Source organism: Autumnicola aciditolerans, from assembly GCF_041679265.1.
Lineage (GTDB): Bacteria > Bacteroidota > Bacteroidia > Flavobacteriales > Flavobacteriaceae > Autumnicola.
The window spans coordinates 236,031-257,784 of the sequence record NZ_JBGFSM010000003.1 but is presented as its reverse complement, the minus strand read 5'-3'; the positions used below and the strand labels follow the sequence as shown (position 1 = coordinate 257,784).

General features: G+C 37.1%; 29 protein-coding genes. All 29 read left to right on the top strand.

Annotated elements, in window-relative coordinates:
- Nucleotides 1-16 precede the first annotated feature (16 nt).
- The 29 genes from AB8M93_RS04635 to AB8M93_RS04500 all read left to right on the top strand — a co-directional run bounded on the left by AB8M93_RS04635 (nucleotide 17) and on the right by AB8M93_RS04500 (nucleotide 21,296).
- Entirely contained in the window at nucleotides 17-529 is a 513-nt protein-coding gene (locus tag AB8M93_RS04635; protein ID WP_373056403.1) for a DUF3347 domain-containing protein, read from the top strand.
- A gap of 73 nt (nucleotides 530-602) precedes the next feature.
- A complete protein-coding gene (locus AB8M93_RS04630) occupies nucleotides 603-1,040 on the top strand; it encodes a hypothetical protein (protein ID WP_373056402.1) in 438 nt (145 codons plus the stop codon).
- A 104-nt stretch (nucleotides 1,041-1,144) separates the two neighbouring features.
- Nucleotides 1,145-1,279: a hypothetical protein gene (locus tag AB8M93_RS04625; protein WP_373056401.1), complete on the top strand. Its 135-nt coding sequence runs from the start codon at nucleotides 1,145-1,147 to the stop codon at nucleotides 1,277-1,279.
- Between the two features lie 167 nt (nucleotides 1,280-1,446).
- Nucleotides 1,447-1,611 carry a hypothetical protein gene (locus AB8M93_RS04620; RefSeq protein WP_373056400.1) on the top strand — a complete coding sequence of 55 codons (165 nt, stop codon included), beginning with the start codon at nucleotides 1,447-1,449 and terminating at the stop codon, nucleotides 1,609-1,611.
- Between the two features lie 300 nt (nucleotides 1,612-1,911).
- Complete coding sequence (locus tag AB8M93_RS18760; protein ID WP_489671753.1) at nucleotides 1,912-2,331, top strand: HYC_CC_PP family protein; 420 nt, start codon at nucleotides 1,912-1,914, stop codon at nucleotides 2,329-2,331.
- Between the two features lie 173 nt (nucleotides 2,332-2,504).
- Nucleotides 2,505-3,086, top strand: coding sequence for a helix-turn-helix domain-containing protein (locus AB8M93_RS04615; protein WP_373056399.1), 582 nt, complete (start codon nucleotides 2,505-2,507; stop codon nucleotides 3,084-3,086).
- Nucleotides 3,087-3,293: 207 nt separating this feature from the next.
- Entirely contained in the window at nucleotides 3,294-3,878 is a 585-nt protein-coding gene (locus AB8M93_RS04610) for a WG repeat-containing protein (RefSeq protein ID WP_373056398.1), read from the top strand.
- Between the two features lie 36 nt (nucleotides 3,879-3,914).
- A complete protein-coding gene (locus AB8M93_RS04605) occupies nucleotides 3,915-4,148 on the top strand; it encodes a hypothetical protein (RefSeq protein ID WP_373056397.1) in 234 nt (77 codons plus the stop codon).
- Between the two features lie 64 nt (nucleotides 4,149-4,212).
- A complete protein-coding gene (locus tag AB8M93_RS04600; RefSeq protein WP_373056396.1) occupies nucleotides 4,213-4,443 on the top strand; it encodes a heavy-metal-associated domain-containing protein in 231 nt (76 codons plus the stop codon).
- A gap of 5 nt (nucleotides 4,444-4,448) precedes the next feature.
- Nucleotides 4,449-4,667, top strand: a complete 219-nt coding sequence (locus tag AB8M93_RS04595; protein ID WP_373056395.1) for an SHOCT domain-containing protein — start codon at nucleotides 4,449-4,451, stop codon at nucleotides 4,665-4,667.
- Nucleotides 4,668-4,684: 17 nt separating this feature from the next.
- Nucleotides 4,685-4,960 (top strand): DUF5676 family membrane protein, encoded by a 276-nt coding sequence (locus AB8M93_RS04590; RefSeq protein ID WP_373056394.1) that lies wholly within the window; start codon nucleotides 4,685-4,687, stop codon nucleotides 4,958-4,960.
- A 32-nt stretch (nucleotides 4,961-4,992) separates the two neighbouring features.
- Entirely contained in the window at nucleotides 4,993-5,775 is a 783-nt protein-coding gene (locus AB8M93_RS04585; RefSeq protein ID WP_373056393.1) for an AlbA family DNA-binding domain-containing protein, read from the top strand.
- Between the two features lie 4 nt (nucleotides 5,776-5,779).
- The gene (locus AB8M93_RS04580; protein WP_373056392.1) at nucleotides 5,780-6,502 is read left to right on the top strand and encodes a lycopene cyclase domain-containing protein; all 723 of its coding nucleotides are present in this window, start codon (nucleotides 5,780-5,782) and stop codon (nucleotides 6,500-6,502) included.
- A 1-nt stretch (nucleotide 6,503) separates the two neighbouring features.
- Nucleotides 6,504-7,016 carry a hypothetical protein gene (locus AB8M93_RS04575; RefSeq protein ID WP_373056391.1) on the top strand — a complete coding sequence of 171 codons (513 nt, stop codon included), beginning with the start codon at nucleotides 6,504-6,506 and terminating at the stop codon, nucleotides 7,014-7,016.
- A 25-nt stretch (nucleotides 7,017-7,041) separates the two neighbouring features.
- Nucleotides 7,042-7,308 carry a universal stress protein gene (locus AB8M93_RS04570; protein WP_373056390.1) on the top strand — a complete coding sequence of 89 codons (267 nt, stop codon included), beginning with the start codon at nucleotides 7,042-7,044 and terminating at the stop codon, nucleotides 7,306-7,308.
- The gene (locus tag AB8M93_RS04565) at nucleotides 7,302-7,514 is read left to right on the top strand and encodes a universal stress protein (RefSeq protein WP_373056475.1); all 213 of its coding nucleotides are present in this window, start codon (nucleotides 7,302-7,304) and stop codon (nucleotides 7,512-7,514) included. Before AB8M93_RS04570 ends, AB8M93_RS04565 begins: the two co-directional genes overlap by 7 nt.
- 23 nt (nucleotides 7,515-7,537) lie before the next feature.
- Complete coding sequence (locus AB8M93_RS04560; protein ID WP_373056389.1) at nucleotides 7,538-8,899, top strand: NAD(P)/FAD-dependent oxidoreductase; 1,362 nt, start codon at nucleotides 7,538-7,540, stop codon at nucleotides 8,897-8,899.
- A gap of 18 nt (nucleotides 8,900-8,917) precedes the next feature.
- The gene (locus tag AB8M93_RS04555; protein ID WP_373056388.1) at nucleotides 8,918-9,931 is read left to right on the top strand and encodes a type II glyceraldehyde-3-phosphate dehydrogenase; all 1,014 of its coding nucleotides are present in this window, start codon (nucleotides 8,918-8,920) and stop codon (nucleotides 9,929-9,931) included.
- A gap of 11 nt (nucleotides 9,932-9,942) precedes the next feature.
- Nucleotides 9,943-11,004: a class I fructose-bisphosphate aldolase gene (locus AB8M93_RS04550; RefSeq protein ID WP_373056387.1), complete on the top strand. Its 1,062-nt coding sequence runs from the start codon at nucleotides 9,943-9,945 to the stop codon at nucleotides 11,002-11,004.
- A 118-nt stretch (nucleotides 11,005-11,122) separates the two neighbouring features.
- The gene (locus AB8M93_RS04545; RefSeq protein WP_373056386.1) at nucleotides 11,123-11,953 is read left to right on the top strand and encodes a universal stress protein; all 831 of its coding nucleotides are present in this window, start codon (nucleotides 11,123-11,125) and stop codon (nucleotides 11,951-11,953) included.
- Between the two features lie 2 nt (nucleotides 11,954-11,955).
- On the top strand, nucleotides 11,956-12,798 hold the full coding sequence (locus AB8M93_RS04540) for an ATPase (RefSeq protein ID WP_373056385.1): 843 nt from the start codon (nucleotides 11,956-11,958) through the stop codon (nucleotides 12,796-12,798).
- A 39-nt stretch (nucleotides 12,799-12,837) separates the two neighbouring features.
- Nucleotides 12,838-13,092: a hypothetical protein gene (locus AB8M93_RS04535; RefSeq protein WP_373056384.1), complete on the top strand. Its 255-nt coding sequence runs from the start codon at nucleotides 12,838-12,840 to the stop codon at nucleotides 13,090-13,092.
- 15 nt (nucleotides 13,093-13,107) lie between these two features.
- Nucleotides 13,108-14,484: an MBL fold metallo-hydrolase RNA specificity domain-containing protein gene (locus AB8M93_RS04530; protein ID WP_373056383.1), complete on the top strand. Its 1,377-nt coding sequence runs from the start codon at nucleotides 13,108-13,110 to the stop codon at nucleotides 14,482-14,484.
- A 28-nt stretch (nucleotides 14,485-14,512) separates the two neighbouring features.
- Nucleotides 14,513-16,015 (top strand): thymidine phosphorylase family protein, encoded by a 1,503-nt coding sequence (locus AB8M93_RS04525; protein ID WP_373056382.1) that lies wholly within the window; start codon nucleotides 14,513-14,515, stop codon nucleotides 16,013-16,015.
- Nucleotides 16,016-16,026: 11 nt separating this feature from the next.
- Nucleotides 16,027-16,920 (top strand): ribose-phosphate pyrophosphokinase, encoded by an 894-nt coding sequence (locus AB8M93_RS04520; RefSeq protein WP_373056381.1) that lies wholly within the window; start codon nucleotides 16,027-16,029, stop codon nucleotides 16,918-16,920.
- Between the two features lie 83 nt (nucleotides 16,921-17,003).
- The gene (locus AB8M93_RS04515; RefSeq protein ID WP_373056380.1) at nucleotides 17,004-17,579 is read left to right on the top strand and encodes a hypothetical protein; all 576 of its coding nucleotides are present in this window, start codon (nucleotides 17,004-17,006) and stop codon (nucleotides 17,577-17,579) included.
- A gap of 1 nt (nucleotide 17,580) precedes the next feature.
- Nucleotides 17,581-17,874, top strand: a complete 294-nt coding sequence (locus AB8M93_RS04510; RefSeq protein ID WP_373056379.1) for a phosphoribosylpyrophosphate synthetase — start codon at nucleotides 17,581-17,583, stop codon at nucleotides 17,872-17,874.
- A 159-nt stretch (nucleotides 17,875-18,033) separates the two neighbouring features.
- Nucleotides 18,034-20,073, top strand: coding sequence for a copper-translocating P-type ATPase (locus AB8M93_RS04505; RefSeq protein ID WP_373056474.1), 2,040 nt, complete (start codon nucleotides 18,034-18,036; stop codon nucleotides 20,071-20,073).
- On the top strand, nucleotides 20,073-21,296 hold the full coding sequence (locus tag AB8M93_RS04500) for an MFS transporter (protein WP_373056378.1): 1,224 nt from the start codon (nucleotides 20,073-20,075) through the stop codon (nucleotides 21,294-21,296). Before AB8M93_RS04505 ends, AB8M93_RS04500 begins: the two co-directional genes overlap by 1 nt.
- Nucleotides 21,297-21,754: the final 458 nt, after the last annotated feature.

The window sequence follows — 21,754 nt, the reverse complement described above, 5'->3', positions numbered from 1 at the left end:
TTTTAAATAAATAAAAATGAAAAAAACAATGATGATGCTTTCCCTGGCCCTAATGAGCCTAGGAAGCTATGCGCAACACGATCATGGTGGCCATGCGATGCAAGATGGGAATATGCAAATGGAACCTAAATTTAAGAATAAGTATTTAGGAATAGCCTATTTCAATTACCTGAGCCTTAAAGATGCCTTAGTAGCATCAGATAAAGAGAAAGCAAAGCAAACCGCCTCACAACTTGACAAATCACTAGAAAAAGTTGAAGGTAGTAAAAAGGCGCAGACAGAAGCCGGAAAAATATCGAATGCTACTTCCCTGGAAGATCAGCGACTTGCTTTTAATGGCCTAAGTAATGAAATGGCCGATCTGGTAAAAAACGGAAAGCTCTCCATGGGGGAGATTTATCTGGAATACTGCCCAATGGCCAATAATAATGAAGGTGCTTTTTGGCTTTCCAATCAAAAGGACATCAGGAATCCATATTTGGGTGATAGAATGCTCAAATGTGGCAGCATAAAAGAGACAATAAATTAAATAAAGCCCTGCAGGATATGGGCGGTAAAATCATCCCCAAGGTTCTTCCGCCCATACGGCAGGCACAAAAAATATGAAAACAAATATTCAATTTTTCATCCTTGCACTATTGGGTGCAGTAATTTTATCAGCTTGCAATTACACAGAGGAAAAAGAAGAAAAAGCTACCACCAGAATGGAAACTACTGTAGAAACCGCAAATAGCTTAAAAGCAACAAGTGGTTACCAGATAGGGGACCAGATACCTTATGAACTGGTTTGTATGGTCAACAATGCTTATATGGGAGAGCCGCAAATACCTATTCCGGTGGACGATAAAACCTATTACGGCTGTTGCGACATGTGCGTAAAGAAGTTGACCACGGAAGATGAAGCCCGAATGGTCATTGACCCTTTTAGTGGAAATGTGATAGATAAATCCCAGGCTTATATCGTGTTGCGAGACCATAAGGGAAATGTAACATATTACGAATCCAAAAAGAATTACCTGGAACACCGCGAAAAAGCTTAGGGGAGGAACTACTATATATGAAGCCTGTTTAAGGATGTAAACCAATACGGAAAGAAATAAAAGCATTTGTTAGAAGGAAGCGTACCAACGAAGTAATCAAAGCTTTGCGTGCCAATGACTTTATAAGCATTACGGTAACCGAAGTGGAAGGAACCGGCAGGTATACCAGCCGTAATGCCATGCCTTCTTTAAAATTTCCACTTACCCATAGTAAAATGAGCAAACTAGTATGTTTCTGAAGTGGAGCATATTTTCAAGGTCATGACAGGAGAAGATAATAGTGAGTAACTCTAAAACTGAAATCTCGTTATATCCAGAGAAATTCTTTACCAGTTTATTGACCAATAAAACCTTAAATAGGTTCTAAAAATCCAAACAATTACATAAATCGCAAAAAGTATGAATCATGAAATCATACCAAAAACACCGAAAAGGTTACAGGAAAAGATCAAGAAGAACCAAAAAAACTACCACCAGTATTAGCCTTAAAGATAAGCTCATTGCTATAATAGCTTTTGTTGGAGTATTTCTTTTGGCGGCCTATTTAGCAGTAATAATGGCTATAAATTAGGTACTCATAATTATGTATATATGGTCTTGCCTCGATACTACTTCACTGTTAAAGATGTTTAGGATATTTTAACACTATGTCTAATTAATTAAAAATAACGTGATAAATTATAATGAATTATTTTAATATCAATGAATATATTGCGATAATCCTTAAACATGATAATTATCATATTTCATCTCGTATTTCTGGGTTAAGTTTGAGAAAAGATATAGATATCTCCTCTATTCGATCAGAAGCAATCTACATTTACAATGAATTGCCTCAAACTTTTTACAAATAGGAATTTTATTATTAAAAGTGAAACACTTAATAAGTAAAATAACAGCTATCATTCTAATATTCGCCGTAATGTTCGCCACCTCGTCCTTTACTGTGAATATGCATTTCTGCAGCAATAAACTTGTAGATATGGCTGTTTTTACTAAAGTAAAGGTTTGTGAGGCCCCTTTTCAGGCTCAAAATAATCCTACACAAAAATGTTCGTTTGAAAAAAAAGGCTGCTGTGATAATAAATCTTTCGTAAAAAAAGGTACAGACAATCTTCAAATTACTTCATTTGAAGGGGAAAATCAAAATCTGATTTCTCCCCAAATATTTTATTACAGGTACATAGATTTATTCGAAGGCCTGGAGGAAAACACCTCCCCTTTTTTAAATTATAATCCGCCCCGCCTAGCGAAAAACCTTCATGTATTTTACGAGGTTTATTTAATTTGAGTTCCTCAGAAGCAGGCTATTTAAATATCCTGCACTTTTCCCAATCTTCAGTAGAACCGGCCTAGCTATTAGCTCAGCACTGTCTGAATGCTTTGCACTCTCAGTTGGATGAAAAAGAACAAATTGTCAAAATTTGTTAGAACAACATCTTCTAAAATACAATATATAATACTATGAATTTACAGAAAGAATTCTGGATCAAAAATATGGTATGTAACCGCTGCTTAAAAGTTATAAAACAAGAACTGGAAGAGCTAGGAATAATCGTGTTCTCTTTGGAATTGGGCAAATTATTAGTGGAAGCGTCAAAAAAAACGGATAGAGATATTACTAAAAATGTGGCTAGAGTACTTCATTCCAATGGTTTTGAAATAGTACAAAGTGACGAGGAAATACTTGTAGAAAAAATAAAAATAATATTGATAGAACTGCTTAATAAATTACCCCTTCAGCTAAAGGTAAATACTTCAGAGTATTTATCGGTAAACCTAAACAAAGACTATAAAACATTAAGCAAACTATTTTCTAAAAACCAAGAGACCACTATTGAAAAATATTTTATCAAGCTTAAGGTCGAAAAGGTAAAAGAGCTCATTCAATTAAGGCAATACTCTTTTTCAGATGTTGCCTATATGCTTGATTATAGTAGTATAAACCATTTATCAAGACAATTTAAGGAGATCGCTGGAATGCCTATGACCGATTATAAAAATTTAAGAGAATGGAAAAGAAATTTCTATGATGAAATTATATAAATAAGATAGAAAATTATGAAGGAGGGGATGTTCTAAAGCAGGTAAATTAACAATATGAATAAATTTTTAGGCAGTAGGTTTTAGATGTGAACATTCTCTTTTGTTTGGGCAGTTAACTCACAAACAGGGATACAGTTTGAATAGTATCATATAAACGAAGAATATAAACCAACTTAAAAAATAAAAACAATGAAAAAATTATTAATCATGATTTTGCTTAGTCCACTTTTAGGATTGACACAAAGCATTGAAAATGTTGATTATATCTCGCCCTTTAATAATGGATATGCAGCAGTTAAAAAAGGGGTTAAATGGGGTTTTATCGATGAAAAAGGCACCCTGGTCATCAATTATCGAGACGACCTGGTACTTACCAAAACAGACAGTGCTACTTATCCAATATTCAGCAATGAAAGAAGCCTGATCGTTAATAAAAAAAATGGCATCTCATATTTCGGATATATAGATAAATTGGGGAAGACGGTCATCGAACCGCAGTTTTTAAATGCTACCAATTTCAAAAAAAATAAAACCATTGTACTAAAATTAATTAAGGAAAATCTTGGTGTCAATGATGTGCTGATGAAAAATGTAGTGAACTATCATTATTTCGAAGTGGTTATTGATAGTGATGGGGAAATAGATCAATATTTAACTAAGGATCCCACACACATCACACTTTCGAAAGAGTATTTAAATAAGCCTCCTGGAATTACGTCCAAATTTATTTCTGCTAACCTAATTGCGATCAGGGACAACAATAAAAAATGGAGGATCAAAAACATCAATTAATAGTCAGGTATAATATCAACTTCAAAAATAAAAAAAATGAAAAATCACTGGTTATGGATGGTTATCGGTTGTGGGCTTCCACTATTATTAATCTTTTTAGCACCCTCAATTGGGATTGGAGGAGGCAATTGGCTTTTTGCGTTCATTATAATAATGTTCGCCATGCACTTACTAATGCCCATGCAGCATGGAAACCACACACATGGATTATCTAATGAAAATTTAAAGAAAGAAAATAAAGGAAAAGGTCAAAAAGGACATGATCATTAAACACAAATCATAAAAGCCTATAAATTAAAAGCATTTACGGTGTTGGGCATTTAATACAAAATCAATGAAACGGGAATATCACATCAATGGAATAGGGTGCGGCGGATGCGTGACCAGGATAAAAAAAGTTTTGGAAACGCACCCGACTATTGAAAGAACAGAAGTTTTTTTAATTCCGAAAGGAGCCACTATCATCACTATGAAGGAAACACTTCCAGTTGATGAACTACAAAAGCAACTCAACATTTTAGAGGGCTTTACTATAGAAGAAATTAAAAAACAACCTAAAAACTAAACACTATGCATTTTTACGACGGAAGTTTCGGGGGTATGCACCTTATATGGTGGTTCATCTGGTTAGCGTTTATCGTATGGATTTTCTTTATCCCAATAGATATTCCATATCAAAAAGCAAAGAAAGAAAGCCCACTGGAAATTTTGAAAAAGCGTTTTGCAAAAGGCGAAATATCCAGGGAAGAATTTGAAGAATCCAAGAAAATCCTAAACTCGGAAAACTAATCTTAAACTATAATATTATGTATCGGTTAAACGTAAAAAAATTTGGTTTTGCCCTTGGTCTAACAGGAGCACTAATTTACCTAGGCTGTATGATCGTTATGGCTACAGCAGGACAAAAAGGAACAATTACATTTTTCAACAGTCTTTTACATGGTCTGGACACAAGCAAAATTATTAGAATGGACGTGCCATTATTGGAAGCCTTTTTGGGAATTGTTCAAACCTTCATTATAAGCTGGTTGGTTGGTGCGTGCATTGCAGCATTTTATAATGCCCAATTAAAAAACAAATAAATTGTGAAAGTTGTGAAAGTTGAGAAAGTGCTATGGCAAAAATAAAAATCATATTCGTTCATTTATTATTGGGAGCAGGCGTGTTTTATTTCCTGGTACATCCTTTTACTATGGTACTCTATTGGTTTGAATTCAGTAACACGGCCTTTTCATTCTCTTTGTTCCAGAAAGTCTTGATAGAACGTTTTTTAGAATCCTTCACTTTCAATATGAAGGGAATGGGCGGCCTATTAACTTTATTAGGAGCGTTCTTGGGGATAGTTTCTGGTTTGTTTTGGATAAATCTTAAAAAGAAAAATGAACTTATTGGCACACAACAGCGGCTGCTCGTTCGTGATATTGAAGAATTGATTCAAGCTGGTGAAAATGAACGGGTGGAATTTAAATCCTCCATACGCTATGATTATTACCGTAAAATAACCAACCGGGAACTGGAGTTGGTCATTGCCAAAACCATTGTAGGTTTTATGAATGCCAAAGGCGGAAGATTAATCTTAGGTGTTGACGATGATGGAAAGATCTTGGGACTTGAAAAGGATTTTAAGACCCTCAAGCACAAAAACAAGGATGGTTACGAGCGTGAGATATTTAGGATCATTTCAACACAGTTAAGCCACAAAGCCTGTTTCAGCAATCACATATCATTTTATGTTTTGGACGAAAAGAACATCTGTGTTGTAGATATTGAACCATCCAAAAAACCGGTGTATGTAAACAATGGTGAAAATACAACTTTTTATGTACGAACAGGAAACGCTACTTATCCTTTAACCGTAAAAGAGACAGTAGATTATTTAAAAACTCAAAAAACATAAAAGTATGCAGTACGTATGGTTTATATGGTCGCTGATTATTCTTGCTCTTTGGGTAGTTATCTATATATCTAAAAAAAGGAATAGAAAAGAAATGCTTAAAATGAGCCTGATTACTATGCCCTTTGGTTTAACGGAACCGTTCTTTGTGCCAGAATATTGGTTTCCGCCGTCTCTATTTGATTTGGCAGAAAAAACAGGTTTCGATATTGAGAGCTTTATCTTTTCTTTTGCCATTGGCGGCATTGGCACGGTACTGTACAACCTGATTTTTAAAAGAGGGCTTGCTGAAATACCATATAGCGAACGAAGTCACCAAAGGCATAGATTGCATATTTACATACTTTTTATACCAGCATACGTCTTCATCATTTTGGCGCTATCTACGTCGCTCAATCACATTTATTGCGGCATCATTGCAATGTTTTTGGGTGGTTTGGCAACACTTTACTGCCGCCCAGATTTAAAAGGTAAAATATGGGTTGGGGGAATCTTGTTTTCCATATTGTATTTCATTTATTTCGGAAGCATCCTTCCGTTCTATCCCCAATATGTAGAGCTATACTGGAAGCTTGCCAACCTGACCCATATTCTTGTTTTGGGCATTCCCATGGAAGAATTATTGTTCGCCTTTACCTTTGGGATGTATTGGTCTGGCCTTTACGAGCACGTCTATTGGCGAAAACTTATAACATTCAACAAACCACATAATGAATTTAAATCAATATAAAATGAAACAAAAACCTTCCTTTCAAAAAAACAGCAAAGCTCAAGTTATTGCTAGTAAAAATCCTAAAGATAAGATTTATCGATTGGCAATTTTTACATTGATGCTCTCATTGCTGTCGCTATTGCTTCTATCCTGTTCAGGAAAAAAAGAAGTTGTAGAAAACGTAACACATTTAAATGCTGAAATATTCCAAACAGCAAAAGAAGCAATTGCATCAGTCCAAAATTATGAAATCGTTCCCAACGAAAAAGTTTGTATGGTCAACGATAGATACATGGGTGTGTCTCAAATCCCTATTGAAGCCAACGGTACTACCAACTATGGTTGTTATGAGAACTGTTTTGAAAAATTACAAAGGAATCTGGATGATGTCCGCTTCGGAAGTAATCCTCTTAATGTTCAAAAAGTAGATAAAGCTTTAGCAATTATTGTTCCAGATAAAGACAGCGGAAGTGTTTTTTACTTTGCCTCTCAAGAAGGTGCTCAATCATTTATAAATAAGAATGAAGGATAGAAACCTTCAAATAAAGTTTCAAATTATGAAAATACTGTTAGCAATAGATGGTTCTGATTTTAGTAACGCAGCAGTAAAAGAACTTGCAAAATTGCATTTACCAAGTAATAGTGAAATTTGCGTCATAAACGTTTATGACCATCGTGCGTTGCCAACATCAGGGTTACATTCAACAAAAGCAACATTCCGCAAATACCCTGATGAAGCTTTAAAAAACGCAAATAAAATAGGAAATAAAATTATTTCTGAAGCCATCAAGGTGTTAAATGAAAAAAAGGCTCGCTTATTATAACAACGAGTGTAGTTAGCGGTCTTCCCAAAAAAGAAATTTTAGAAAAAGCTGAATCCTTTAATGCCGATTTAATTGTAGTGGGTTCTCAGGGGCAAGGAGCATTTTCACGTCTTTTATTGGGTTCTGTTTCCCCAGTATTTAGCAACACACGCAAAATGCTCAGTAATGATTGGAAAAGACAAGAACGCATAGTAAACTATGGCTAATACCAATGATATAAAAAATAAATATGAACGTCAACCATTCAAATAATACTATTACAGGAACTGCTTGCAAGATAACAGATGAAATCTGCCTTCCGGATTCTAACCTACCTCGTGTGGTTATCATCGGCGGGGGATTTGCAGGTTTAGCCTTGGTTAAAAAACTGAAACATAAAAAGGTGCAGGTGGTACTGTTCGATAAAAATAACTTCCATCAGTTTCAGCCTTTATTTTATCAAGTGGCAACGAGTGCTTTAGAGCCTGACAGTATTGTATTTCCTTTTAGGAAACAAATCAATGGATATAAAAATGTATTGTTTCGTTTGGCCGAAGTCGAAGAAATCAAGCCTTCTACAGACACCATTATAACCAATAAGGGAAAGGTTCACTTCGACTATCTCGTATTGGCAACGGGAACAACCACCAATTTTTTTGGGATGAATAACGTTGCGTCCCACAGTCTTGGGATGAAAGACATTCGCGACTCCCTGAACATCCGCCATATGATGCTGCAAAATTTGGAACAGGCAGCCATTACCTGTGATGATAAAGAACGTGATGCGCTCACCAACTTTGTAATTGTTGGTGGTGGCCCGGCTGGTGTGGAGATGGCAGGAGCTTTGGCTGAATTCTGTAAATATATTCTACCCAAGGATTATCCGGAGTACCCTTCTTCCATTATGAACATTTATTTAATAGAGGCCGTTGATGAATTGTTAAGTACAATGTCTGAGAAAGCATCTTCAAAAACCCTTAAATATTTGAAGGATTTAAATGTAAAGGTACTGCTGAATGAAGCCGTAAGCAATTATGATGGTAACGAAGTCACTACCAAAAGTGGCAAGAACATTTTGGCCAAAAACCTGATCTGGACTGCGGGTGTTAAAGGACAATTTCCAAATGGTATTAATGAAAAACACGTGGTTAGGGGCAACCGCATTAAAACAACTGTCAATTTAAAAGTAGAAGGTTATAAAAATATATTTGCTATAGGCGATATAGCAGCCCTTATTTCCAAGGACACCCCAAATGGCCATCCACAAGTAGCACAGGCAGCTATTCAACAAGGAAAATACCTCGGCAATTCAATACTCAATATTCTAAATAACGAACCCATAAAACCCTTCGAATATAAAGACAAAGGCTCGTTGGCTACAGTAGGAAAACGTAGAGCTGTTGCAGACTTGGGTAAATTCAAATTTACGGGCTATTTCGCCTGGTTGCTTTGGTCTATCGTGCACCTTATGTCCATAAGCGGGTTTAGAAATAAATTGATGGTTGGTTTTAATTGGGCGATAAGCTATTTCACTTATGAAAAGAGTAACCGACTGATTATTAGGGATTTTAAATCAAATAAAAAAATAGAGAAACCTTCAACTAAAAAATAACATTAAAATAAAAAACGAATGAAAAATATAGCAGTTATAGGATATGGAGTCATAGGGAAAAGAGTGACCGATGCCATAAATGTACAAGATGATATGAATCTGGTCGGCGTGTGCGATGTCATTAGTGATTGGCGCATACAGAACGCCGTGAGAAAAGAATATAATATCTATGCGGCAACGGCCGAAGCCGAAAAACAAATGAAGGCTTCCGGTATTTCGGTAAAGGGCACTATGCAGGACCTGTTGGATAAAGTGGACCTGGTGGTGGATTGTACTCCAAAGAACATCGCGGCGAAAAATGTAGAACTCTATAAAAAACAAGGGATAAAATTCATTCTACAGGGAGGTGAAAAACACGAAACCACCGGGCATTCCTTTAGTGCTGAAAACAATTATCAATCGGCTATAAATCTGGATGCCACAAGGGTTGTTTCCTGCAACACCACCTCTATTTTAAGAACGCTGACTGCTTTAAAAAGAGCCGGTTTATTGGATTATGCGAGAGGTACGCTTTTAAGAAGAGCTACAGATCCCTGGGAAAGTCATTTAGGTGGTATTATGAACACCATGGTGCCCGAAAAAGATATTCCGAGCCATCAAGGTCCTGACGCTAAAAGTGTCGATCCTGATTTGGATGTCATCACTTCCGCAGTAAAAGTACCTGAAACCTTAAGCCATATGCACTACTGGAACGTGAAGTTAAAAAAACAAGCCACGAAAGAAGAAGTGCTGAATGCGTTTAAGACTTCCAGCCGTATTAAACTAATACACTATGATCAAGGTTTGGTTTCCAACAATACCATTAAGGAAATGTTCCTGGATATGGGCAGGCCTTGGGGAGACATGTATGAAGTTGCCCTCTGGGAGGATATGCTGAAGGTACAGGGAGACGAACTTTTTTATGCCTACGTTGTCGATAACCAGGCCATCGTAATACCGGAGACCATCGATGCCATTAGGGCACTTACCGGAATTGAAACCGATGGGGCAAAATCTATTGCCTTGACCAATAATAGTTTAGGTGTTAATTAACAAAAGAAATTATGGAACCTTACAAAAATATTGTTGACCATTTAGGGGATAAAGCTTCTTTCTATCTAGATCACATCAGCGAAAAAATAACCAAGGACGAATTGCAATTGCCAGGAAAAGACTTTATTGATAAGGTATTTATAAATAGTAATCGTAATCCCCAAGCATTGCGCAGTCTCTCCCAATTATATGAACACGGGAACCTTGGTGGGACTGGCTACTTGAGCATCCTTCCAGTGGACCAGGGGATTGAACATAGCGCAGCCTTCTCATTCTATAAAAACCCTGACTATTTTGACCCGGAGAATATTATAAAACTTGCCATTGAGGCCGGTTGCAACGGGGTTGCTTCGACCTTTGGTGTTTTAGGTTTAAGTTCGCGAAAATATGCCCACAGAATCCCGTTTATCTTTAAGATCAATCATAATGAATTACTAACCTATCCAAATAAATATGACCAAACCTTGTTCGGAAAGGTTAAAGATGCCTGGAATATGGGAGCCGTTGCCGTGGGTGCCACCATCTATTTTGGTTCGGAGGAAAGCAACAGGCAGCTTAAAGAAATTGCCGAAGCCTTTGAAGAAGCTCACAATTTAGGTATGGCTACCATTTTATGGTGCTATACCCGGAACGAAGCTTTTAAAACCGACAAAGAAGATTATCACGCAGCGGCCGATGTAACGGGGCAGGCCAACCATATTGGAGTAACCATTCAGGCAGATATCATCAAACAAAAATTACCAACCAATAATTTCGGATTTAAAGAAATAGGATTTGGTAAGTATGATGACGCGATGTACGAGACACTTGCAACCGAACATCCTATTGATCTGTGCAGGCTACAGGTTGCCAATTGTTATATGGGAAAAATAGGATTGATCAATTCAGGCGGTGGCTCTAAAGGAATTTCAGATATGGAGGAAGCCATAACCACAGCAGTAATCAATAAAAGAGCCGGAGGTTCCGGGTTGATAATGGGAAGGAAGGCGTTTCAGAGACCTTTTAAGGACGGTGTGGAGTTATTACAGGCCGTGCAACAGGTGTATCTGGAAAATAGTATCACGGTGGCTTGATTATAAGCTAATAATTTAAAATTCAGGAATAGGCTTAAACCTCCTAACCTTTATAATTTAAACGGTTTAGACAAAGAGAAAATCTGACAATACCATTGCAACTAAAATTCAGTAAATTATGAAAAACATACTCGTACCAACAGACTTTTCAGAAAACTGCAATAAGGCAGCTGAACTTGGAATTAAAATGGCCAAGCTTTATAATTCTGAAATTCATTTTTTCCATTTAATGAAGACCCCGGTAGAATGGGTACAGCTTGATAAAGAAAAAGAAAAGCGGTATCCGGAAACAGTAAAACAAATAGGAAGTGCAAAAGCCGATTTGAGGGAACTGGGGAAAAAAGCTGAAAGACAAGGGCTTGAATGCAGGACCTTTTTGGAGTTTGATGGTGGTCAGGGAAATATCCTTAAACATTCTGGTCACTTCCATCATGATTTTATAGTTACGGGAAGCAGCGGTACCCGAGGTGGAGTACGTGAATTACTGGGAAGCAACGTGGAGAAAATTGTGAGAAAAGCTGATGTACCGGTAATTGTGGTCAAGGATGAAGAAGTATCCTTTCCTTTTAAGGATATTGTTTTTGTTTCAGATTTTAGAGAAGATGTAAGCGAAGCATTTAAGCACATTATTTCTATTGCTGAAAAATGTGGTGCACATATCCATTTGTTGAGGATCAACACACAAACCGATTTTAATAGTATTGAACAAGGTTTAAACCCCATCAAAGAGTTTCTAAAAAAATTCCCGGATCTGGATAAGTATTCAATGAACGTCTATAATGAACCTACCGTAGAAATTGGTATAAACAATTTCTTAAAGTACGGGAATGCCGACTTGATCGCTATGTGTACCCATGGCCACACAGGTTTTTTAAGCTTGTTTTCTAAGAGTATCGCCGAGGGCGTAACCAATCATTCCGAATTGCCGGTGATGACTATTAAAGTATAACAATGAAGAAATCAGTTCTAGTAAAAAAATATTCCGGTGAGTACCAGGCTTTTGATATAAACAAACTCATCAACTCCCTACGGCGTTCACGGGCAGATGAGGATATTATTCAGGATATAGCCCGGAAGGTGCAAGGGCAGATTGAAGAAGGAATGTCCACTAAAAAAATCTATCAATTGGCTTTCAAGATGCTAAAAGGTAAATCACGAGTAAGTGCTTCAAAATATAAGCTAAAAAAAGCCTTGATGGAATTGGGGCCAACTGGTTTTCCTTTTGAAAAATTGGTAGGCAAACTATTGGAACATGAAGGTTTTGATACCGAGGTTGGGATAATTGTCCAGGGCAATTGCGTACAACACGAAGTAGATGTGATAGCACAAAAAGAGGAGAAACATTATATGATTGAATGTAAATACCATAGTGATCAAGGTAGGTTTTGTAATGTAAAGATTCCCTTGTATATACACTCAAGATTTTTGGATGTGGAGAAACAGTGGAAACATCAAAAAGGTTACGAAACTAAATCCCATCATGGAGGGCTTTATACCAATACCCGTTTTACCAAAGATGCCATTCAATATGGTAAATGTGTAGGATTATTATTGACAAGTTGGGATTACCCTGTGGGAAACGGTTTAAAAGATAGAATAGATAAATCTGGCTTACACCCACTAACTGCTTTAACAACTATAACGAAAGCCGAAAAAACAAAACTATTGGATAAAGGCATTGTACTCTGCAAAGAGCTTCACGAAAACCCTGGGTTATTGGAGCAAATAGAAATTGATAAAAAAAGACACAAAAAGATTTTAGAAGACTCAGAGGCCCTATGTAAAAGTACTTAATGAATAATAAAAGGTTTAATAATCTCAAAAACAAAACTTATGAAAACTGAAGAATTGAAACCCCAGGACAGCATTGATTTCGAACCATTTTACCAGGCCTTGGAAGATGACCCACGGCTACTTGAAGAAGCATTGGAAATATTGTTGGAAATGGTAAACTCCGAGCCAAAATCCATAAATAAGCTGGCCCTACTTATCAAAAAGGATTCCCGCAATTTATACAATGGGATTGTGGAGTTGTACATATCGAGCCAGAACATGGGAAATACCCCTTCCTGCTGTAGTGGCCATTAAATAAATACTATAAAAATGAAAAACGATAAAATAAACATCCACTTTTTGGGAGCAGCAGGGACGGTTACCGGCTCAAAATACCTTCTGGATACCGGGGATAGAAAAATACTTATCGACTGTGGGCTTTTTCAAGGCCTGAAAGAGCTGCGCCTTAAAAACTGGGAATATCCGCCGGTAGAGGTTTCAGAAATTGATATGGTTTTGCTCACCCACGGCCATATGGACCATACGGGCTATCTGCCGAGATTGGTCAAACAAGGTTTCAATGGGCCAATCTACGGCACCAATCCCACCTTGGACATTGCAAAAATTATACTTAACGATAGTGCAAAAATACAGGAACAGGAAGCTGAGCGGGCCAATAAGGAAGGTTATTCCAAACACAGCCCGGCAGAACCACTATACGATTTAAAGGATGTAGAAAAAACCATTCCTCATTTTAAGGGTGTTCCGCAAGCACAATGGATTCCATTATATGATGATATCAAGGCACGTTTTCAATATAACGGACATATTCTAGGTGCTACCTACATCGAGTTGGATGTACACGGAAAACGTTTTGTTTTTTCAGGAGATATTGGAAGAACAAATGATTTATTGCTCTATCCACCACTGAAACCAAAAAAAGCTGATGTACTTTTCATAGAATCAACATATGGTGGAAGGTTTCATCCTGATGAAGTGGAAGCCATTCCGCAGATTGAAAAATTGGTCAACGACACCATCAATAAAGGAGGAAGCTTATTTGTCCCAAGCTTTTCGGTAGAACGTGCCCAATTGATGATGCTCATTTTTTGGAAATTACTGAAAGAAAAGAAAATTCCAAAAATACCTATGATAATGGACAGTCCAATGGGCGCTAGTGTTCTAGAACTCTTCCATCGTACGCGGGATTGGCACAGATTGGAAGATAATGAGTGTGATGAAATGTGTTCCCACTTTACAGTAGTAAGCAGTTATCGGGAAACTATGGAATTACGAACAGATAATAAACCAAAAATTGTAATTGCCGGAAGCGGAATGCTTACTGGTGGAAGAATGCTCAACTATCTTGAAACACAAGCGCAAAACCCGAATAACACTTTGCTTTTTGTTGGGTATCAAGCTGAAGGCACTCGTGGAAGAAAATTGCTAGAAGGCGATAAAGAAGTAAAAGTGTACGGAAAATGGGTGCCATTTAACATGGAGGTTGCTGAAATTGAAGGACTGTCGGCACACGCAGACCATGCTGAACTTATGGATTGGATGAGCAAAATCAAGCAAAAGCCAGAGAGAATTTTCATTGTTCACGGCGAGAAAGAAGGTGCGGAAGCCCTACAAAAAGGAATAAAGGACACCGATGGTTGGGATGCGGAAATCCCGCAACTATATAGCATTGAAGAAATAGAATAGGTTTTGGAAATCACGAAAATTGAATATTATGGAACAGCCCTCGAATATATTAAAATACAAACATCTCGGTATTTATACCCAAAACGAAAACGTAGTCTATATGCGAGAAGATTGCCATGTCTGTATTTCTGAAGGATTTGAGGCTCTTACCCGAATTAGAATATCCAATGCAAATACTTCAATCGTAGCAAGTCTTAATGTTTTAAATTCAGATATTCTGATGCCTAATGAAATTGGATTATCGGATTCTGCTGCAAAAAAATTGAATGCTTCCCCACATGACACCTTGTATGTTTCACATTTGGAGCCTATTGATTCATTAAGCTACGTGCGGGCTAAAATTTATAATCAAAAACTGAACTATTCAGCATTCAATGAAATCATAACCGATATTGTTGAAGGTGATTATTCCACCATCCACCTTTCCGCCTTTATAACAGCCTGCGCAGGAGACCGTCTGGATATAGATGAAATATCAGATCTCACCAAGGCAATGATAGCCTCTGGAAAGCAACTGAATTGGGATAAAGAAGTTGTGGTCGACAAACATTGTATTGGTGGATTACCGGGCAATAGAACGACGCCATTAGTGGTTGCCATTGTCGCTGCGTACGGACTTACAATGCCCAAAACTTCGTCACGAGCCATTACTTCGCCAGCAGGTACAGCAGATACGATGGAAGTATTGACCAATGTGACGCTTTCTGCCGAAGAGATACAAACCGTGGTTGAAAAAGAAGGGGGTTGTTTTGTTTGGGGCGGGACAGCTCAATTAAGTCCTGCGGATGATGTGCTCATAAAAATTGAAAAAGCCTTAGATATTGATAGCGAAGGGCAGCTTATTGCTTCGGTGCTTTCAAAAAAATCTGCTGCAGGATCCACACACGTAGTCATTGATATTCCAGTGGGTGAAACCGCAAAAGTACGTAGTACTGAAATGGCGCAAAAACTAAAGAATCATATGGAAACTGTAGGCAACGCTGTCGGGCTGAATGTGAAAGTTGTTATTACAGATGGCACACAACCTGTTGGACGAGGTATTGGCCCTACTTTGGAAGCTATCGATATATTAAAGGTCTTAAAAAATGAAGTGGATGCACCGAATGACCTAGCGGAAAGAGCCTTGCTTTTGGCAGGAGGACTATTAGAACTTTCTGGAAAAGTTGAAAAAGGAAAAGGAATGGAAACCGCTCAACAAATACTCGAATCTGGTAAGGCTTATGGAAAATTCCTTGCCATTTGCAAAGCGCAAGGGCGTTTTACAGAACCGATTCTAGCACCTTACACATTTGATATCAAAGCAGAAAAGTCAGGTATTTTAGAACGAATCGATAACAGAAAGATTGCAAAACTCGCTAAACTTTCGGGCGCACCTAAATCTAAATCTGCAGGGATTCTTTTAAATACCCATTTGGGAGAAAATATTAAAGAGAACCAGGTACTATATACCATTTATGCGGAATCCAAAGGCGAACTTAACTATGCTTTGGAATATAAAAATTACCACAATAATATTATAACCATTATTTAAGAAAGTATGCCATGAAAATGATATTATTCAGCCTTCCGGGAAATGAAGAACTCACAGCACTTTTAGCAAAAAAAATGGATGCTGAAATTGGCGAGGCTACCTTACGGAAATTTCCAGATGGGGAATCTTATACACGTATTTTATCTCATGTTAAAGATAAATGTGTGGTACTGGTTTGCACACTCCACGAACCAGATGAAAAACTATTACCTCTTTATTTTTTAAGCCATACAGCCAAATCACTGGGTGCAATGTGTACCTGTTTGGTGGCACCATATCTGGCTTATATGAGGCAGGACAAAATCTTTAATGAAGGGGAAGGTATTACTTCTGGTTTCTTCGGAAACTTGATTTCAGGTTTTGCAGATAGCCTTACCACGGTTGACCCTCATTTGCACAGGATAAACTCCTTGGGTCAAGTTTATCATATTCCAAATACAGTCATTCATGCAGCAGACGACATTTCAAGATGGATTAAAAGCAATGTAGAAAACCCGGTGCTTATAGGCCCCGATTCTGAAAGTGAACAATGGGTTTCTGAAGTTGCTAAAAATGCAGGAGCACCTTTTACGGTATTGCAAAAAGTGCGTCATGGTGATCGTGATGTGGAAGTATCGGTTCCAGATGTAGATAAATATAAAAATGCTACACCGGTGTTGGTCGATGATATTATTTCTACGGCACGTACAATGATTGAAACGGTGAGCCATTTGAAGACAGCGGGTATGAAGCCTCCTATTTGTATTGGTATTCACGCTGTATTTTCAGATAATGCATATCAAAATTTACTGGATTCTGGAGTAGAAAAGATAGTAACCTGCAATACTATTCCACATCCTTCAAATACTATTGATTTAAGTGATGTGATTACAAAAGAAGTTAAAGAATTGATGCAGCATACATGAGCTTTTTAAATTACATATCACTGTTTCTTTTTATATTTAACTGCTTCGGTGTTAATGCCCAGAATAAAATGTTTATAGGGCAATTGGAAAATAAATTGGTTATACGTGAAAATTATGATGAGGAAGGTGATTTTTTGAATAAACAAACTTTCAACACAGGAAAAGTTAGGGAGGTCAATGGAGATTATGAACTGGATGTCCTGACAGAACTTTTTGATGAAAAAGGAAAATCTACTGATAAATATATCACAACCTATAGGTGTGACCCAAGTGAATCTAGCATAATGGTAATGGCCTTTCTGTTTTCAAAACCAAACTCAAATGAAACCGAAATCAATACCACTTCTAAAAACTTTAAAGAATTGTATGATTTGGATAACCTGAAAGATATCGAACTGGAAATGAATTTTGACTCGGGCCTGTTGAATTTTTTTGGTTCTAAGAGTACGATAAAGATTTATGATAGGCGTTTAGAGTCTATAGGGAATCATAAACAACTCAAATCAAAAGTCAATGTAAAAGCTTATGCACTTGGAATCAGGATCAAACAACTCAACTACACCGTCACCGAAAAATTAAACAGCCTTGGATTTTTAACCTATCAAAAGTTTACAGAGAATGACAGGAGCTATTTTACAATGACTTATAAAAACTTATAGAATGAAAAATTACGATACCCTTTCAGAAGCACTTAATGACCTTCAAAGTCGGGGTTATACCTATGATTTTAACTTAAAACCCCGTTGTTTGGAATGCCCATCCTTAAAACTGGAAATACACCCGGAAGATTTTATTGTAGATGAAACCTATCGGTTTGAAGGAATGAGCAGTACTGATGATAACAGTATTTTATATGGTATTTCTTCCAAAAACGGGATAAAGGGAACTTTGGTTGATGCCTATGGTGTTTATGCTGAACACATTTCAGACGAGATGAGAAAAAAATTAAGATAACGATCAACCTTAAATAATAGAACTATGGAAAATCACAAACATCATTCTCACAGCCATAAGGACAAAGAGAAAGGTTCAATAAAGAGCGAAGCATTAAAAAAAGAAGCTGGAATAAAAAATAATTTAGCCGAAAAAACAAAACATGGCCATAGCGAAGCGATGGACCATAGTAAGATGGACCATTCAAAAAGGAACCACAGCAATGGTGATCATTCGGGCCATAACCCTGGCCACGGCCAGATGGGACACGACCACCATAAGATGATGATTGAGGACTTTAGAAAACGGTTTTGGGTAACGCTTGTCCTTACTGTTCCTATACTAATTTTCTCACCAATGATTCAGGACTTTATCGGGTATGAGTTCCTGCTTCCAGGAAATCAATATATCCTATTTGCTCTGTCCTCCGTGGTCTATTTCTATGGTGGTTGGCCATTTTTAAAAGGATTTTTGTCCGAATTCAAAAAAGGGGCACCTGGTATGATGACGCTTATTGCAATGGCAATCACAGTGGCTTACGTATATAGCTCGGCCACGGTATTCGGTTTAAAAGGTGTCGATTTCTTCTGGGAACTAGCTACGCTTATCGCTATTATGCTTGTAGGGCACTGGATAGAGATGAAAAGTGTCCTGGGCGCATCAAAAGCATTGCAACTATTGGTAAGTATGATGCCAGCGGAAGCACATCGGGTAAAAGGCGATAGCATTGAAGATATTTCATTGGAAGATTTATTAAAAGATGACATCATTTTAGTTAAACCTGGAGAGAAAGTCCCTGCCGATGGAGTTATAACAGAAGGTTCGAGTTATTTAAATGAATCAATGCTAACCGGAGAATCGAAGCCCGTTAAAAAAGATAAAAATGACAAAGTAATTGGAGGCTCGGTTAATGGCAATAGTACGCTAAAAGTAAAAGTAGAGCATACGGGAAAAGACAGTTATCTTAACAAAGTCATTACAATGGTCGAGGAAGCCCAAAAGACGAAGTCCAAAATGCAAAACCTTTCCGATAGAGCTGCAAAATGGTTGACCTATATAGCTTTGACCATTGGTTTTGGAACACTAGCAGTTTGGTTGATTTTAGGTTTCCCATTTGTATATGCATTGGAACGAATGGTGACGGTAATGGTTATTGCCTGTCCTCACGCATTAGGTTTGGCAATTCCACTGGTGGTTGCAATATCCACTGCTGTTTCTGCACAGAACGGCTTATTGATTCGTAATAGAACCGCCTTTGAAGAATCACGTAAAATTTCAGCCTTGCTTTTTGATAAAACAGGAACCCTGACCAAAGGGGATTTCGGGGTAACCCGAATTGAATCTGTAAATCAAAAATTTTCAACGAACGAAATATTAAGGCTTGCAAGTGCTTTAGAACAAAGTTCGGAACATCCTATTGCAGTGGGTATCATAAAAAAAGTAAAAGAGGATAAAGTGAGTATCCCAAAACCCGAGAATTTCAATGCAATCACCGGGAAAGGGGTAGAGGCTAATGTAGAAGGTAAACAAATAAAAGTTGTAAGCCCCGGCTATTTAAGGGATGAAAAAATCACTATCCCTGAGGATGCCTATAGCGATGCCGCAGAAACTGTTGTTTTTGTTTTGATTGATGCAAAATTAGCAGGATACATCGCTCTTGCCGATGAAATTAGACCGGAATCTTCTGATGCGATCAACGTATTCAAAAAGAATGGAATAAAAGTGTTGATGGCGACGGGGGATAACGAAAAAACTGCCAAAGCTGTAAGTGAAAAACTTGGATTGGATGGATATTATGCTGAAGTATTGCCCCATCAAAAAGTAGAAATCGTTAAAGAGCTACAAGGTAAAAATGAGTTTGTTGCGATGACTGGAGACGGGGTAAATGATGCTCCGGCCTTGGCTCAGGCAAACGTAGGAATCGCAGTGGGTTCAGGAACCGATGTGGCTGCAGAAACTGCAGACATTATTCTTGTAAACAGTAATCCACAAGATATTGCAAATCTTATATTATTTGGAAAAGCTACCTACAACAAAATGATTCAAAACCTGGTATGGGCTACGGGTTATAATGTTGTTGCCATTCCGTTGGCTGCGGGTGTGCTTTATTCTTCCGGATTTGTTTTGGGCCCAGCCGTTGGTGCCGTATTTATGAGTTTAAGTACCATTATTGTTGCTATTAATGCCCAATTGTTGAAAAAGAAAATCGGAAAGAAATAATGCAAGAGAATAGGATGCTTAGCAGGATTTTTTTAGTCCTGCTAAGTTTATTTGTGGTAATGCTTGGATATGGTATTTTATTACCAACCCTTCCTTACTACACCGAAAGATTAGCATTAAAAGACAATCTCGACAGCGACCTTATCAATTTCCATATTGGATTGCTCACGAGCATTTATCCGCTTTTTCAGTTATTGTTTGTAGTGGTTTGGGGAAACCTTTCAGATAAATATGGTCGGAAACCTATTATTATTTATGGTCTTATCGGTTTTGTAATTATGCAATTACTCACTGGTCTTGCTACATCCTTGACAATGTTATATGTGGCTCGCATATTTGGTGGAATATTCACATCGTCGGTTATTCCGGTTAGTAATGCTTATTTAAGTGATATTACTTCTGTAAAACGGAGAAAAAAAATAATGGCCTGGTCTGGTGTTGCCATTAGTTCTGGAGTTATTTTTGGACCTGTTATTGGTAGTTTTCTGTCCCAGACTGACCTTCATTTAAAATACACAATTGGTCTGCTACATTTAGACCGATTTTCAGTACCTTTTTTGTTTGCAGCCATACTAGGATTGATTGTCCTATTTGTTGTAATGAAATGGTTAAAAAACACCATTCGCGTACATAAGTTTACAACACAAAAGGGGAGCTTACAATTTACGTTTACCAAATATTTTATCGTCTTACTAGTTCTGTCGTTTGTCATCCAATTTGTAGTGACGTTGTTTGAAACTGTCTTTTCAATATATGGGAAAGATGAATTAGGATTTAATAGTAAACAAGTTGGTATTGGATTTATGCTATGTGGATCAATAATGGCTGTTATGCAGCCGGTATTTGCGACTTACGGAGAGAAAGTCTTAGCCGCCAGAAAACAAATTGCTCTAGGATTGTTAATATCTGGTTTATCCTTAATTGCATTTCCTTTTTTTAAAAATGAATTTTTGGTATATGGATTAATTGTTGTTTTTGCTGCTGGAGGTGCTATGGTAACGCCAAATTTACTTTCTGCGGTTTCATTAATATCAAAGAAAAACACAGGCAGAAACATTTCTATTCAGAGCTCGACTAATAGTATTGGTCAGATTCTAGGTCCGGTCTTAGGAACTTGGCTGATTACTGGTAGTTTTTACTATCCATTTATTATTGCAGGGATCATCATATTGACCGCTATTGGAGTATTGTATTTTTTAAAACATTTTAAATCTCCAAATTAGAATAAATGAAGATTATCACCATATGAAATTTAGTTCTATAGAAATTTATACCCTAAACCTATTATATGATGATATATGTTTTATGAAGAATAACCATTCATGGACTTTATGAACCATGTCAGACAAACCTCTGGACCTTTAAAGGAGAGTTTTTTATTTAAAGAGTATAGAGACATTTTATCAGATGTCCTCCAGAATAAAATATAATTTCAAAATTTGATATTTTTTTAAACCAAAATTTAATGAATAATATATTCCTTTCAAGGTAAAATATTATCGCTGTCTCTACCCTAAAACCTAAAATTTCAAAACCACCATATCTTTTATAGTAAGTATCTAACATCTTTGATTCATTAGGATTTTAAATATTAGCTCATTATTCTCCTACCCGTTTTGTTTTTCATTTTCCCGTTCTCCATTTACTTCTCAGCCGTTACTGTTTTTTCCTTTTTATAAAT

Coding starts and splice junctions, on each gene's coding strand:
- AB8M93_RS04595 (WP_373056395.1), top strand. CDS start 4,449: ATGCATTTTTACGACGGAAGTTTCGGGGGTATGCACCTTATATGGTGG.
- AB8M93_RS04620 (WP_373056400.1), top strand. CDS start 1,447: ATGAAATCATACCAAAAACACCGAAAAGGTTACAGGAAAAGATCAAGA.
- AB8M93_RS04590 (WP_373056394.1), top strand. CDS start 4,685: ATGTATCGGTTAAACGTAAAAAAATTTGGTTTTGCCCTTGGTCTAACA.
- AB8M93_RS04540 (WP_373056385.1), top strand. CDS start 11,956: ATGAAGAAATCAGTTCTAGTAAAAAAATATTCCGGTGAGTACCAGGCT.
- AB8M93_RS04560 (WP_373056389.1), top strand. CDS start 7,538: ATGAACGTCAACCATTCAAATAATACTATTACAGGAACTGCTTGCAAG.
- AB8M93_RS04630 (WP_373056402.1), top strand. CDS start 603: ATGAAAACAAATATTCAATTTTTCATCCTTGCACTATTGGGTGCAGTA.
- AB8M93_RS04570 (WP_373056390.1), top strand. CDS start 7,042: ATGAAAATACTGTTAGCAATAGATGGTTCTGATTTTAGTAACGCAGCA.
- AB8M93_RS04575 (WP_373056391.1), top strand. CDS start 6,504: ATGAAACAAAAACCTTCCTTTCAAAAAAACAGCAAAGCTCAAGTTATT.
- AB8M93_RS04635 (WP_373056403.1), top strand. CDS start 17: ATGAAAAAAACAATGATGATGCTTTCCCTGGCCCTAATGAGCCTAGGA.
- AB8M93_RS04535 (WP_373056384.1), top strand. CDS start 12,838: ATGAAAACTGAAGAATTGAAACCCCAGGACAGCATTGATTTCGAACCA.
- AB8M93_RS04510 (WP_373056379.1), top strand. CDS start 17,581: ATGAAAAATTACGATACCCTTTCAGAAGCACTTAATGACCTTCAAAGT.
- AB8M93_RS04520 (WP_373056381.1), top strand. CDS start 16,027: ATGAAAATGATATTATTCAGCCTTCCGGGAAATGAAGAACTCACAGCA.
- AB8M93_RS04615 (WP_373056399.1), top strand. CDS start 2,505: ATGAATTTACAGAAAGAATTCTGGATCAAAAATATGGTATGTAACCGC.
- AB8M93_RS04525 (WP_373056382.1), top strand. CDS start 14,513: ATGGAACAGCCCTCGAATATATTAAAATACAAACATCTCGGTATTTAT.
- AB8M93_RS04580 (WP_373056392.1), top strand. CDS start 5,780: ATGCAGTACGTATGGTTTATATGGTCGCTGATTATTCTTGCTCTTTGG.
- AB8M93_RS04610 (WP_373056398.1), top strand. CDS start 3,294: ATGATTTTGCTTAGTCCACTTTTAGGATTGACACAAAGCATTGAAAAT.
- AB8M93_RS04555 (WP_373056388.1), top strand. CDS start 8,918: ATGAAAAATATAGCAGTTATAGGATATGGAGTCATAGGGAAAAGAGTG.
- AB8M93_RS04550 (WP_373056387.1), top strand. CDS start 9,943: ATGGAACCTTACAAAAATATTGTTGACCATTTAGGGGATAAAGCTTCT.
- AB8M93_RS04500 (WP_373056378.1), top strand. CDS start 20,073: ATGCAAGAGAATAGGATGCTTAGCAGGATTTTTTTAGTCCTGCTAAGT.
- AB8M93_RS04505 (WP_373056474.1), top strand. CDS start 18,034: ATGGACCATAGTAAGATGGACCATTCAAAAAGGAACCACAGCAATGGT.
- AB8M93_RS04600 (WP_373056396.1), top strand. CDS start 4,213: ATGAAACGGGAATATCACATCAATGGAATAGGGTGCGGCGGATGCGTG.
- AB8M93_RS04530 (WP_373056383.1), top strand. CDS start 13,108: ATGAAAAACGATAAAATAAACATCCACTTTTTGGGAGCAGCAGGGACG.
- AB8M93_RS04545 (WP_373056386.1), top strand. CDS start 11,123: ATGAAAAACATACTCGTACCAACAGACTTTTCAGAAAACTGCAATAAG.
- AB8M93_RS04605 (WP_373056397.1), top strand. CDS start 3,915: ATGAAAAATCACTGGTTATGGATGGTTATCGGTTGTGGGCTTCCACTA.
- AB8M93_RS04585 (WP_373056393.1), top strand. CDS start 4,993: ATGGCAAAAATAAAAATCATATTCGTTCATTTATTATTGGGAGCAGGC.